At 65.1% G+C, this 13,482-nt stretch carries 12 protein-coding genes; 7 read left to right on the top strand and 5 right to left on the bottom strand.

Translation table 11 applies throughout. The features are described from left to right. The first annotated feature begins 5 nt into the window (after window positions 1–5). From metG to AC6BOR_RS00635, 4 genes are read left to right on the top strand one after another with little or no spacing between them, the layout of a single operon-like run. On the top strand, window positions 6–1,538 hold the full coding sequence (metG, locus tag AC6BOR_RS00650) for a methionine--tRNA ligase (protein WP_498059322.1): 1,533 nt from the start codon (window positions 6–8) through the stop codon (window positions 1,536–1,538). A gap of 3 nt (window positions 1,539–1,541) precedes the next feature. Beyond that, window positions 1,542–2,315, top strand: a complete 774-nt coding sequence (locus tag AC6BOR_RS00645) for a TatD family hydrolase (RefSeq protein ID WP_498059321.1) — start codon at window positions 1,542–1,544, stop codon at window positions 2,313–2,315. Beyond that, window positions 2,312–3,169: a formyltetrahydrofolate deformylase gene (gene purU, locus AC6BOR_RS00640; RefSeq protein WP_498059320.1), complete on the top strand. Its 858-nt coding sequence runs from the start codon at window positions 2,312–2,314 to the stop codon at window positions 3,167–3,169. The genes AC6BOR_RS00645 and purU overlap by 4 nt, the downstream gene beginning before the upstream one ends. Before the next feature lie 12 nt (window positions 3,170–3,181). Continuing rightward, window positions 3,182–3,961 (top strand): MBL fold metallo-hydrolase, encoded by a 780-nt coding sequence (locus AC6BOR_RS00635; RefSeq protein ID WP_498059319.1) that lies wholly within the window; start codon window positions 3,182–3,184, stop codon window positions 3,959–3,961. Here the strand turns inward: AC6BOR_RS00635 and AC6BOR_RS00630 are convergent. Continuing rightward, window positions 3,956–5,008, bottom strand: a complete 1,053-nt coding sequence (locus tag AC6BOR_RS00630) for a YeiH family protein (protein ID WP_498059318.1) — start codon at window positions 5,006–5,008, stop codon at window positions 3,956–3,958. The two genes, AC6BOR_RS00635 and AC6BOR_RS00630, sit on opposite strands and share 6 nt — an antisense overlap. Window positions 5,009–5,098: 90 nt before the next feature. Next, complete coding sequence (locus tag AC6BOR_RS00625) at window positions 5,099–5,686, bottom strand: glutathione S-transferase family protein (protein WP_498059317.1); 588 nt, start codon at window positions 5,684–5,686, stop codon at window positions 5,099–5,101. An 82-nt stretch (window positions 5,687–5,768) separates the two neighbouring features. Here AC6BOR_RS00625 and mazG point away from each other — a divergent pair, with 82 nt between their 5' ends. Then, the gene (gene mazG, locus AC6BOR_RS00620) at window positions 5,769–6,560 is read left to right on the top strand and encodes a nucleoside triphosphate pyrophosphohydrolase (RefSeq protein ID WP_498059316.1); all 792 of its coding nucleotides are present in this window, start codon (window positions 5,769–5,771) and stop codon (window positions 6,558–6,560) included. Between the two features lie 69 nt (window positions 6,561–6,629). Further along, window positions 6,630–8,303: a serine hydrolase domain-containing protein gene (locus AC6BOR_RS00615; RefSeq protein WP_498059315.1), complete on the top strand. Its 1,674-nt coding sequence runs from the start codon at window positions 6,630–6,632 to the stop codon at window positions 8,301–8,303. Here AC6BOR_RS00615 and prmC read toward each other — a convergent pair. Genes prmC through hisS form a run of 3 tightly spaced genes read right to left on the bottom strand, consistent with a single transcriptional unit; the run spans window position 8,271 to window position 11,430 of the window. Continuing rightward, window positions 8,271–9,101, bottom strand: a complete 831-nt coding sequence (gene prmC / locus AC6BOR_RS00610) for a peptide chain release factor N(5)-glutamine methyltransferase (RefSeq protein WP_498059314.1) — start codon at window positions 9,099–9,101, stop codon at window positions 8,271–8,273. The two genes, AC6BOR_RS00615 and prmC, sit on opposite strands and share 33 nt — an antisense overlap. Then, window positions 9,101–10,165, bottom strand: a complete 1,065-nt coding sequence (gene prfA / locus AC6BOR_RS00605) for a peptide chain release factor 1 (protein WP_498059313.1) — start codon at window positions 10,163–10,165, stop codon at window positions 9,101–9,103. The genes prmC and prfA overlap by 1 nt, the downstream gene beginning before the upstream one ends. Then, the gene (hisS, locus tag AC6BOR_RS00600) at window positions 10,162–11,430 is read right to left on the bottom strand and encodes a histidine--tRNA ligase (RefSeq protein WP_498059312.1); all 1,269 of its coding nucleotides are present in this window, start codon (window positions 11,428–11,430) and stop codon (window positions 10,162–10,164) included. The genes prfA and hisS overlap by 4 nt, the downstream gene beginning before the upstream one ends. Before the next feature lie 90 nt (window positions 11,431–11,520). Here hisS and AC6BOR_RS00595 point away from each other — a divergent pair, with 90 nt between their 5' ends. Then, window positions 11,521–13,440: a M61 family metallopeptidase gene (locus AC6BOR_RS00595; RefSeq protein WP_498059311.1), complete on the top strand. Its 1,920-nt coding sequence runs from the start codon at window positions 11,521–11,523 to the stop codon at window positions 13,438–13,440. Window positions 13,441–13,482 lie beyond the last annotated feature (42 nt).

The following is a 13,482-nucleotide window of genomic DNA, read 5'->3' as shown; positions in this document are numbered from 1 at the left end:
CGGCCATGAGCAAGCCGCGTTTCTATGTCACCACCGCCATCGCCTATCCCAATGGCCGTCCGCACATGGGCCATGCCTATGAGGCGATTGCCACCGATGTGATCGCCCGGTTCAAGCGGCTGGATGGACATGACGTGCGCTTCCTGACCGGCACGGATGAGCATGGCCTGAAGATCGACCAGGCGGCCCGTGCTGCCGGCATGAACCCGCAAGCCTATGTCGATCAGATGGTGGCGCCGTTCCGCGCGCTGGACGAGCAGCTTGGCATCAGCTTTGACCGCTTCATTCGCACCACCGATGCCGATCACAAGGCGTTGGTGCAGGCATTGTGGCAGCGCATGGCCGCCAATGGTGATCTTTACCTTGGCCGCTACGAGGGTTGGTATTCGGTCCGCGACGAGGCCTATTATGACGAGGCTGAGCTGGTGGAGGCGCAGGATGCCGCTGGCGCCACCATCAAGCTGTCGCCGCAGGGCACGCCGGTGGAATGGACGGTGGAGGAAAGCTGGTTCTTCAAGCTGTCTGCCTATCAGGAGCGGCTGCTGACCCTGTATGACAGCAACCCCGCCTTCATCCAGCCGCAAAGCCGGTTCAACGAGATGCGCGCCTTTGTGGCCGGCGGCCTTTCGGACCTGTCGGTCAGCCGCACCTCGTTCAGCTGGGGCATCCCGGTGCCGGGGGATGAGCGGCACGTCATGTATGTCTGGCTGGATGCGTTGGCCAATTATCTGACCGGGGCCGGCGGGCTGGACGGCGAATGGTGGCCGGCCGATTTGCACATCGTGGGCAAGGATGTGGTGCGGTTCCACACCGTCTATTGGCCGGCGTTCCTGATGTCGGCCGGGATTGCCTTGCCCAAGACGGTGTTCGGCCACGGCTTTCTGCTGAACCGCGGCGAGAAAATGTCGAAGACGCTTGGCAATGTCGTTGACCCGGCCGAAATGGCGACCCGCTTTGGTGTCGACCGGCTGCGCTGGTTCCTGTGCCGAGAGGTCGCCTTTGGCGAGGACGGCAGTTATAGCGACGAAGCCATTGTCGAGCGTACCAACGCCGATCTGGCCAACGGCATCGGCAATCTGGCGCAGCGCAGCCTGTCGATGGTGGCCAAGAATCTGGGCGGCGTGATGCCGGTGCGCGGCCAGCCTGGCGACAGCGAACTCCGCCTGAAGGAGGCGTTCCATGCCGGGACTGAAGCCTACTTCGGGGCCATGAATGCCCTCGCGCTCCACAAGGCGCTGGATGCCATCATGGGGATGGTCACGGCGGCCAACGGCTATTTCACCGAGAATGCGCCCTGGGCGCTGGCCAAGACCGATACGGTGCGCATGGCCGAGGTGCTGGCGGCGACGCTGGATGCCACAAGGCGGATCGTGCTGCTGGCGCAACCCTTCATGCCGGCCAGCACGGCCGCCCTGCTCGATCAGCTTGGTGTGGCAACAGATACCCGTGATTTCAGTGGTTTCAACACGCCTGTTGAAGCTGGCGCGCAGCTGCCGGCACCCGCTGGCGTGTTCCCGCGTGTCACGCTGGATGTCTGAGCCATGTTGATCGACAGCCATTGCCACCTGAACTACGCCGGTCTGGGAGACGATGTGCCCGGCGTGTTGGCGCGGGCACGGGCGGCCGGTGTGTCAGGCTTTCTGGCGATTTCCTGCCGTTTGAGCGAGTGGGACGGGGTGATATCGATTGCCGAGGCGCATGATGGCGTGTGGGCCAGCGTTGGCATCCATCCCCACGAAGCCGATGAGCATCCCGATACCGATGCGGCTACGCTGATCGCTGCCACGACGCACCCGAAGGTGGTCGCCATCGGGGAGACCGGGCTGGATTATTACTACGACAAGTCGGACCGGGATCGGCAGAAGGCCAGTTTCCGCAGCCACATCCAGGCAGCGCGGGCGACGGGCCTGCCGCTGATCGTCCACACCCGCGACGCCGAAGCCGACACGCTGGACCTGCTGCGTGAGGCCGGGGAGGGGCCGTTGACCGGGGTGATCCATTGCTTCACCGCCAGCCAGGCCTTTGCCGAGGCGGCGCTGGATCTGGGCTTCTATATCAGCCTGTCGGGCATCGTGACGTTCAAGAGTGCCCGCGATCTGCAGGCGACGGCGAAGACCATCCCCGCGGAGCGTCTGCTGGTGGAAACTGATGCGCCCTATCTGGCGCCAGTGCCGATGCGCGGGAAAACCTGTGAGCCGGCCTTTGTGGCCCACACGGCGCGCTTCCTCGCCGAGCTGCGCGGCGAACGGGTCGAGGATCTGGCGGCAACCACCACGCGCAATTTCCATGCGCTGTTCGCAAAGGCCGCGGCATGACCCATTATATTCTGACGGTCACGGCACAGGATCGCATCGGGATCGTCGCCGCGGTGACCAGTTGGCTGGCCGGCAACCAGGGCTTCATCATCGAATCCCAGCAATATGCCGATCTGGAAAGCGGCCGCTTCTTCATGCGCATCGCCTTCCAGCCCGGCGGGCCACAGTTCCCCGCGCTGCCCGTGTTGCGCGATGGTTTCAAGGCAATTGCGGAAGCTTTTGATCTGGAATGGGAACTGGTTTCGAGCGACGACCGGCTGCGCGTGATGATCGCCGTTTCAAAGGGCGGCCATTGCCTCAATGATCTGTTGCATCGCTGGCGGGTTGGCAGCCTGCCCATCGACATCCCGCTGGTGGTGTCAAACCATCCCGATCTGGCCCCCCTGGCCGGGTTCCACGGCATACCCTTCCATCATCTGCCGATCACCAACGGCGACAAGCTCGGCCAGGAAGCCCGGTTGCTGCAACTGGTGGAGGATCATCGCATCGATCTGGTGGTGCTGGCCCGTTACATGCAGGTGCTTTCGGATCAGGTCTGCCAGGCGTTGTCGGGCCGCTGCATCAACATTCACCACAGTTTTCTGCCCAGCTTCAAGGGCGCCCGGCCCTATCACCAGGCGCATGCCCGCGGCGTTAAGCTGATCGGGGCCACCGCCCATTATGTCACCGGCGATCTGGATGAAGGCCCGATCATCGAGCAGATGACCGAACGGGTGGATCACGGCCACAGTGCCGAGACCATGGCCGCCATGGGCCGCGATCTGGAGGCACAGGTGCTGGCCCGCGCCGTGACCTGGGCAGCCCAGCGGCGCATTCTGCCAAATGGCCAGCGCACGATCGTGTTCCGGCCATAGGGCAGGGCGGGCGTGCGCATCACCATCCTTGGTTGCGGCGGTTCCAGCGGGGTGCCGCGCATCGGCGGCCCTGGCGGTGCCGGCAATTGGGGCCTGTGTGATCCAGCCAACCCCAGGAACCGGCGCCGCCGCGTGTCCGTGCTGGTGGAAGCGGCCGGCAAGACCGTGCTGATCGATTGCGGGCCGGATTGCCGGGAGCAATTGTTGTCAGCCCAGGTGGCCCATCTGGATGCGGTGTTCATCACCCATGATCATGCCGATCATGCCCATGGCATTGATGATCTGCGGCCGGTGTTTCATGCCATGCAGCGGCCAATCAACGTGTGGGCCAGCCCGGCCACGTTTTCCGTGCTGAAATCGCGCTTCGATTATGTGTTCGAAGGCGCGCATGGCTATCCGGCAACCTGCGTTGCACATGATCTGTTGGCACCGGTGCAACTCGGCGAGCTGCGTGTCACCGGCTTTCCCCAGCTGCATGGCGATATTGAATCAACGGGCTTCCGTTTTGATCATGATGGCAAGAGTTTTGCCTACTCGACTGATGTAAAAGCCTTTGATCATCGCGCTGATCTGGCTTTGACCGACCTTGATCTGTGGGTGGTCGATGCGGCCATGCGGCACCCGCATCCGACGCACAGCCATCTGGCGCAAACGCTGGACTGGATTGCAGAGCGGCGGCCGGGCAGGGCGGTGCTGACCCACATGGACCAGACCCTGGATTATGCGAGCTTGTTGGCCGAACTGCCCGTCGGGGTTGAACCTGGTTACGACGGGCTGGTCATCACCCTATAACGCCAACAGGGCGAACCCCAGCGCCAGCGCCAGGCTGGTGATGCTGGCGACCAGGCCGACCAGCAGTGGCTTGGGCCCGGCCTTGAGGATTTCACCCAACGGCGAACGGATGGCCGTGGCAGCCACCGATACGGCCAGCATCCAGCTCGAAGCATCCGCCGCCAGGCCCGATACCGCATCCGGAATGATGCCGGTGGAATTGACGCCGGCCACCACGAAAAAGCCGGCCACAAACCAGGGAAGCAGCGGCGCGGCGCGTTTGCCGCCGCTGATCTTCAGTGGCGCTGGGAAGGCCATGGCGACCAGCGCCAGCACCGGCGCCAGCAAGGCAACCCGTGCCAGTTTCACGATGGTGGCGGTTTCGCCGGCCGCGGGGGAAAAGGCATAGCCGGCGCCCAAGGTCTGCGCCACATCATGGATCGATGCACCAAGCACAAACCCGGCCTGCAAGTCGTTGAGATGAAACAGCTCGCATATGGCTGGATAGAGCACGAGCGCCGCGCTGCTCATGGTCGACGTGCCAACCAGGACAAGGGTCAATTCGGCCTGGCGGACCCGGCGTTCGCTGAGTGTGGCCGACAGGGCCATGGCGGCGGACGCGCCGCAGATGGCAACGGCGCCGCCCGACAAGGTGCCGAACGCCGGCGAAAAGCCCAGGCTACGTGCGGTGGCGACGCCAGCCGCGATGGTGATGGCGACAATGGCCACCACCGCCAGCAGGGATTGCGGCCCCAAAGCAATGATCTGCTCAAGCGTGATGCGGGCGCCGACCAGCACGATGGCCCAACGCAGCAACTCGCGACTGGCCAAAGTCAGGCCCGGTGTGAGCCGCCGATCGGCTGACAGGAAATTCATGGCAAGGCCGATGAGCAGCGCCAACAGCGTCAGTGGCGCGCCATAACGATCCGCGAGCGATGCCGCCGCCAAGGTTGCGAGCACGGCTACGGAGAGCCCAGGAAGATAATCACGCCAACGGGTTGCAGGCGTTCGTTCAATATCGCCATAAAGATCGGCGGCCTGCGGCAAGGCGGATGGCTGGACGTCCATGGCAGATGGTTAGGCTGTAGCCACTGATCTGCCAAGGGCCAGCATAAGTTTATTAAACATAATATATATTATCGATAAATCAGCATGATCTCAGGAGGCGATCCCGAGCGCCTGTTCAACCCGCCTCACCCAGGCCGCCACCGCCGGCCATTCCGTCAGATCAAAGCCGCCCTCATGGGCAAAGCGCGTGTAGGCAACCAGGCCAATATCGGCACAGCTGAGCGCATTGCCCACAAACCATTGGCGGCCGCCCAGATGATTGGCCATCAGATCCAACGCTGCGCGGCCCTTGCGTTCGAGTGCGGGGTCAATCTCGGCATCGCTCTTGCCCAGATAATGCTTCTGGAACCGCCGAACCGCGATCGCCGGTTCGTGGGTATATTGTTCCCAGAACAGCCATTGCAGCATTTCGGCGCGTTCAAATCCATCGGCCGGGATCAGATCGCTGCCGTCGGCCAGATAGAGCATCATGGCATTGGATTGGGCCAGCACCCGCCCGTCCGCCAGTTGCATTGCCGGCACTTGCCCCATCGGAAACCGGGCCAGATAGTCGGCCGACTTGGCCTCACCCTTCACGACATCAATATCAACCCAGTGATAGGCAAGGCCGAGATGATCGGCCACGAACTTCACCTTGAGACAGTTACCGGAAATCCTGTCGCCATAAAGGGTGAACATCAGGGGGCCTCCTTTGCCTGTTGGCCCATAGCGGCGGCGCGTCGCGATTGAAAGCCGGTGCGGGCTGCGGCAGGAAGGCGTGATGAGCAGCCCTGACCTTGCCCTTGATCGCCTTGCCAATATCATGGCCGCTCTGCGCCACCCCGAGCGCGGCTGCCCTTGGGATCTGGCGCAGGATTTCGACACGATCGCGCCTTACACCATCGAGGAAGCCTATGAAGTGGCCGAGGCGATTGCGGCGCGCGACATGGGCGAGTTGAAGAAGGAACTGGGCGATCTGCTGTTCCAGGTGGTGTTCCACAGCCGCATGGCCGAGGAAGCGGGCCATTTTGCGCTGGCCGATGTGGTGACCAGCCTGTGCGAAAAGATGGAACGGCGGCATCCCCATATTTTTGGCGACGGCACACGGGCGGCGGATGCTGGCGCCCAGAAGGCCGAGTGGGAGCGCATCAAGGCCGAGGAGCGGGCCGCGGCCGGCGCGCCGGAGCGGCCGGTTTCGGCGCTGGATGGGGTGGCGCGTGCCCTCCCTGCCCTCATGCGTGCCGAAAAACTGCAGGCGCGTGCCGCGCGCGTGGGCTTTGAATGGCATGATGTGGCCGGCGTGCGTGCCAAACTGGATGAGGAATTGGCCGAGTTTGACATGGCCGCAGACGATGCCCATCGCGCCGAGGAAATGGGCGACGTGCTGTTCGTGATGGCCAATCTGGCGCGGCGGCATGGCATTGATCCGGAAGCGGCCCTGCGCGCCGGCAATGCCAAGTTCGAACGCCGGTTCCGTGCCATGGAGGCGCTGGCCGGCCCGGCATTTGCAACACTGCCGCTGGAACGCCAGGAGGAATATTGGCAGCAGGTGAAGGCCGCCGAGCGGCGCTGATCCGGCTTGCACAGCGGCCATGGCCGCCGCATGATCCGCCCCACTTGGCTCTGGTGGGGAGAATCGGGCATGTCGCTGAATCGCCGCGTGTTTCTGGCTGGAGCCGCCGGGGCATCCCTGGCCGGTGCCGCCAATGCCAGCATCCTTGCCGCCGGCGCCAGCGCGGCCGAAGCGCGGGCGCTGGAGGCCATCGCAGCCTATCTGGAAGCGCATCGGCGCCACTTTGGCCTGCCAGCCATGGGCATGGTGCTGGTGAGCGGCGCCAAAAGCTTCACCATCCTGTCGGGCACGCGCGATTATCGCGAAACGCAAGCGCTGGCCGGCGACGAGCTGTGGCAGATCGGCAGCATTTCCAAAAGCTTCATTGCCCTTATCTGCCTCGCGCTGCAGGCAGAGGGTAAGCTGACCCTGGATGATGAACTGCGCCAGCATCTGCCCGAAGCGCGGCTGCCCGGTGTGTCGTCGGGCGGGCCGTTCACCATTCGGGGCCTTTTGGATCACACCACTGGCCTGCCAGATTTTGCCCCGGCCATTGGCATCAAGCTGTGGCGCGGCTTTGGCGCCGGCAAGGGTTGGAGTTACAGCAACACCGGCTATGATCTGTTGGGCAAGATGATCGCCCGGATCGAAGCCAAGCCGCTGTATCAGGTGATCGAGGAGCGGGTTTGCAAGCCATTGGGCATGACGGCCACGCGCGGCGCCATCCAGTGGCGCGACCGCACCCGTTATCCGGCGAGCTTCAGCCCGGTGCGGCCTGACAGGCCGGTGCTCACCGCCATGGCGCTGGCGCCGGCGCCCTGGGTGGATGCCGATCTTGGGGCCGGGTCTGTCGCGGCCCCCCTGCCCGACATGGCCCGTTACCTGAAGTTCCTGATCGCGGTCGGCCAGGGCAAGGGCGCCCCGCTGCTGACCGATGCGCAGGCGCGGCTGTGGCTGGAAAGCCCGGTGCCGCAAGACCCGGCGCTGCCGGCCGAAACCTATGGCCTGGGCCTGATGCACCGGCTGGATGAGGATCGCCCCCTCCTCCACCACACTGGCGGGATGGTGAGTTTTTCCTCGTCATTTCATGTGGATGCCGCCGCTGGCGTTGGTGCCTTTGCCAGCTGCGCCGTGGGCGGGATCAATTACCGGCCGCGCCTGATCACGCTCTATGCGCTGCGCACGCTGCGGGCGGCGGCGAGCGGTGGCGCCATGCCGGCACCGCCGCCGTTGGGCGCCCTGCCCGACAATGCCGGTGATTTTGTTGGCAGCTACACGGATGGTGACCGGCGCCTGACCATCCTGCCCGGCCTGATCGCCGAGATTGATGGCCAGCGCGCCGGCCTGCAGGCGCAGGGGGATGTGATGGCCACGGCCCATCCCGCCTTGGTGGAATGGCCACTGGTGGTGGTGCGCGGCGGCAAGAAGGGCGATGAGGGCGCGGTGATCGCCATCGATCATGGCGAACGGCGCTTTGTCCGTTCCGGTGCCAATGCGGCCCTGCCACCAACCCCGCCAGAACTGTCCGCATTGGCCGGCCATTATCAAAGCGATGATCCCTGGATCGGCGGCATCGCCATCGTGGCGCGCGGCGACCGGCTGTATCTTGGCGGGGTGGAGCCGCTGCGGCCCACCGGCAAGGATGAATGGACCCCAGCCTCTTCGAAAGACAATCCGGAACGGTTGCTGTTTGATGGCTTTGTGAACGGCGTGCCGCAGGTGCTGATCTGGTCAGGCCGGCGGCTGGAGAGGCGCGACCCGTAACGCCACGCAACGGTCCCGCCCGGCGAGATCGGGATGGAGGCTGGCGCAAAGGCCGTGCTGTGCGGCCAAATCCAGCAGGGCCGGGCCCTGGGTGTGGCCGATTTCGAGCAGAGCGAGCGCGCCGGGCTGCATCAGGCCGGCCAGTTGCGGCAGGATGCGGCGATAATCATCCAGCCCGTCCGCGCCGGCGAACAGGGCGCTGGCGGGTTCATGGTCTCGAACCTCGGCTGAAAGCGTTTCCGTTTCAGCGATATAGGGCGGGTTGCTGAGAATGAGATCGAAGCGCTCATCAACCCCCTGCCCCCAATTGCCGCGCATGAAGCGCGCGCGATCGGCAAGGCCGGTGCGGACGGCATTTTCGGATGCCACCGCCAGCGCGGCCGGACTGGCATCGATGCCGAGGCCGCTGGCATCAGGCCATTCGCTCAGCGCGGCCAACAGCAGGGCGCCGGAACCGGTGCCGAGATCGAGGATACGGGTGGGCGCCGGCTGGCACAGGCGCAGCGCCAGATCGATCAGGGTTTCGCTGTCGGGGCGCGGAATCAGCACATCGGGCGTGACCTTCAGGTCAAGCGACCAGAATTCGCGGCTGCCGGTGATGTGCGCCACGGGCTCCCCCTTGGCGCGACGTTCAACAAGCAGATCATAGGCTTGGGCGTCAATCCTGCGATCCGGATGCAGCAACAGCTCGCCACGGGAAATGCCGAGCAGATGGGCCAGCAACACTTCGGCATCCAGCCGCGCAGTGTCGCCGCCAATCCGGCTGGCGGCGGCGTTGAGCGCGGCGATGGCGTGCATCAGCCCAGGCTCGCCAGCCGGGCGGCTTCGTCTTCGGCGACCAGGGCGCGCACCACTTCGTCCAGCCCCGGCCCTTCGAGGATTTCGGGCAGGCGGTGCAAGGTGAGGTTGATGCGGTGATCGGTGACGCGGCCTTGCGGGAAATTATAGGTGCGGATCCGTTCGGAGCGGTCGCCGCTGCCGACCATGGCCTTGCGATCGGCGCTGCGGCTGCTGGCGAGGCGTTCGCGCTCGGCATCGAACAGGCGGGCACGCAGCAATTTCAGGGCCTTGGCCTTGTTCTTGTGCTGGCTCCGCTCATCCTGCACTGCCACCACGGTGCCTGTGGGAATATGGGTGATCCTGACCGCGCTGTCGGTGACGTTGACATGCTGGCCGCCGGCGCCGCTGGCACGGAACACGTCGATGCGCAGGTCCTTCTCGTCGATGGCGATGTCAACGTCCTCGGCCTCGGGCAGCACGGCGACGGTGGCGGCACTGGTGTGGATGCGGCCGCCGGCTTCGGTGACGGGCACGCGCTGCACCCGATGCACGCCGCTTTCAAATTTCAGCCGGGCGAACACGCCGGGGCCAGAAACGCTGGCGACCAGTTCCTTGAAGCCACCAAGATCAGCCGCATTTTGCGAGAGGATTTCCCAGCGCCATCCATGGGTTGCGGCATAGCGCTCATACATGCGGGCTAGATCGCCGGCAAACAGCGCAGCCTCATCCCCGCCGGTGCCAGCGCGGATTTCGAGCACCGCCGACCGGTCATCGGCGGCATCGCGCGGCAGCAGTTGCAAGGCCAGCGCCCGTTCGGCGGCCGGCAATCGCTCGGCGATGCTGGCCAGTTCTTCCTGTGCCAGCGCGTGCATCTCGTCGCTTGGCGGGATGGCTTGCAGTTCGGCTTGTTCGGCCAGCAGCGCGCGCCAGCTTTTCGCCGCCTCCACCACCGGGGTCAGTTCGGCATAATCCTTTGACAGCGCAACAAATTGTTCCGGTGGCAACGCCGGATTGCCCATGTCGTGCGCCAGTTGTTCGTGGCGGCGCTCGATCTGGGCGATGCGCTCGACTGGCAGGCTCATCCCTTCAGGCCACCGCCGGCCAGCCTGGCCTGGATGGCGGACACGGCTTCAGCCATCGCGACCGGCACCTGCTCGCCGCTGCCCAGATCGCGCATGGTGACAATGCCGCCGGCAACCTCATCACCGCCGATCAGCACGGCGATGCGGGCACCGGATTTGCCGGCACGCTCCATCTTCTTCTTGAGACTGCCGCGCCAGCCTTGTTCGGCGGCGATGCCGGCACGGCGCAAGCCGTTGAGAAGATTGAGCGCTGACCCCTCCGCCTCGGCGCCGACCGCCACCACGGCGACCTGCACCGGATTGGCCCCCGGTTCGGCCACCAGCATCGCCAGCCGCTCAATGCCGGCGGCCCAGCCAACGGCCGGGGTTTCGGGGCCGCCCATGTGGCCGATCAGGCCGTCGTAACGGCCGCCGCCCAGCACGGTGCCCTGCGCGCCCAGGCTTTGGGTGACGAATTCGAACACGGTGTGGCGATAATAGTCGAGGCCTCGCACCAGCCGGGCGTTGCGGGTCCAGGCGATGCCGCTGGCCTGCAGACCAGCCTGCAGCTTTTCAAAGAACTGGCCAGCCTCGCTGGTGAAGAATGCATCGATCTGCGGGGCTTCGGCCACCAGCGCCTGATCGCGCGCATCCTTGCTGTCGAGGATGCGCAGCGGGTTGACCTCCAGCCGGCGCTGGCTGTCTTCGGAGAGGTCGCCACGGTGGGCGGCGAAATGGGCGGCGACGGCGGCGCTCCAGGCGGCGCGGGTGGCGGGATCGCCCATGGAGTTCAGGGTGACGACGACATCATCGGCGATGCCCAGTTCGTCGAGCAGATGCTGGCCGAGCGCAATCACCTCCACATCGGCCGCCGGCTCACCAGCGCCGAGGATTTCGGCGTCGAGCTGGTGGAACTGGCGGAAACGGCCCTTTTGCGGGCGTTCGTAGCGGAACAGCGGCCCCCAGGCCGCCAGCTTCAAGGGCGCCAGCTGCTGCCAGCCATTTTCGATATAAGCCCTTGCGATCCCAGCGGTAAATTCCGGCCGCAGGCACATGGCATCGCCGCCGCGATCGGTGAATTCATACATTTCCTTGGAAACCACATCGGTGGTTTCGCCAAGGCTGCGGGCGAACACGGCGGTGGCTTCGAACACTGGCACTTCCACCCGGCCAAAGCCGTGGAGCTTGCGGACACGGTTGAACGTTTCGATGACATGATCGAAGCGGGCGGCAGCCTCGCCGATCATGTCTTGTGTGCCGCGGGGTTTCTGGGGGGCCTTGCTCATGGCCTGCGGAATAGGCGAGTGCGCGGCGTGGCGCAACGGGGCGGCCTGTCCCCCCTTCCCCGGTGGCCGCAGCTTCGCTAACCAGCGGGCATGCGCGCTATTCTGCTCCTTGCCTCCGCCCTGATTGCTGCGCCGGCCCTGGCCCAGCGGTCGCTGCCGCAACCCTTGCCGATCGTGGATGCCGTCCCGGCCGCCCGCGACACGCCCTTCCCCGGTACCATCAAGTTGCATGTGGATGCGACCGACACGCAGCGGGGGGTGTTCCGGGTGGCCGAGGCGATCCCGGTGCCGGCGGAACTGGCTGGCAAGCGCATGGCGCTGCTGTTCCCCAAATGGCTGCCCGGCAAGCATGCGCCGCGCGGCGAGATCGAGAAGCTGGCCGGGCTGGAGATCAGTGCCGGCGGCAAGCCCTTGATGTGGAAGCGGGATCCGCTCGATGTGTTCGCCTTTTGGGTGGAGGTGCCGGCGGGTGCCACCGCGCTTGACGTGCGGTTCGATTTCCTGTCGGCCACCGACGGGCCGCAGGGGCGCATCGTGGTGACCAGCGACATGCTGAACCTGCAGCCGAACAGCGTGTCGCTTTATCCGGCGGGCTGGTTCACGCGCCAGATTCCGGTGGAAATGTCGGTCACCTGGCCCGACGGCTGGCAGGCCGGTTCGGCGATGCGGGAGGCACGCCGCGATGGCAACCGGATCACCTACCAAGTCACTGATTATGAAGCGTTGGTGGACAGTCCCTTCTTTGCCGGGCGGCATTTTGCCAAATGGGATCTGGGCCAGAATGTCACCCTGAATGTCGTGGCCGACGAGGCGCGCTTTCTGAAGGCCAGCGACGAGCAGATCGGCAAGCACAAGGCCTTGGTCAGCCAGGCAATCAAGCTTTTTGGCACCCGCCAGTTTGACCATTATGATCTGTTGCTCTCCCTCACCGAAAAAATGGGCGGCATCGGGCTGGAGCATCACCGCAGTTCCGAGAACGGGGTGGACACCGGCTATTTCACCGATTGGGAGCGGGGCCCGGGCCGGCGCAACCTGTTGCCGCACGAATTCACCCACAGCTGGAACGGCAAGCACCGGCGCGGCGCCGATCTGGTGACGCCGGATTTCCGCACCCCGATGCGCAATTCGATGCTGTGGGTGTATGAAGGGCAGACGCAGTTCTGGGGCTATGTGCTGCAGGCGCGCTCGGGCCTGGTGTCCGTTGCCGAAACCATTGATCAGATTGCCGGAATCGCCGCCACGCTGGACAATCGGCCGGCGCGCGGCTGGCGCAGCCTGGATGACACCACCAATGATCCGATCATCACGCCGCGCGCGCCCAAGGGCTGGCTGAGCTTCCAGCGCAGCGAGGATTATTATGCCGAGGGCATGCTGGTGTGGCTGGAGGTGGACGGCATCATCCGGCGCGAGAGCAAGGGCTTGAAAAGCCTGGATGATTTTGCCCGGCGCTTCTTTGGCACGGGCGATGGCGACTGGGGCGTGAAGCCTTATGATTTCAATGGCTTGGTTGCTGATCTGAATGCGGTGCAGCCTTATGACTGGGCTGGTCTGCTGACGACGCGGCTCACCGAAAAGGCCGGTGGCGCGCCGCTGAAGGGGCTGGAGATGCTGGGCTGGAAGCTGGTCTATCAGGACAAGCCGAGCAGCGCCTTCACCGATGCCAACCGGCGCCAGGTCAATCTGATGTTTTCGGGCGGGCTGCTGCTCGGCACCAATGGCAAGGTGGACCAGGTGCTGTGGGGCAGTGCTGCGTTCGATGCAGGGCTGGTGGTGGGGGACGTGATCATCGCGGTGAACGAGATCCCCTACAGCGATGATGCCCTGCGTGCGGCGGTGACGGCGGCGAAAGGTGGCACGGCGCCGATCCGGCTGCTGGTGAAGACGGATGACCGGGTGCGCAGCGTGGACTGGGCGTGGAACGGCGGCTTGCGCTATCCGCGGCTGGAGCGGCTGGCGCCGCTGGATGCGAAGAACCCGACCGGGCTGGAGCGGTTGCTGACGGCGAAGTAGCCACTGCCCACCCCCAACCCCTCCCGCATGCGGGAGGGGAGG

Source organism: Sandarakinorhabdus sp. FBCC-B8862 (assembly GCF_059745315.1).
This window is presented reverse-complemented; position numbering and strand designations above follow the sequence as displayed.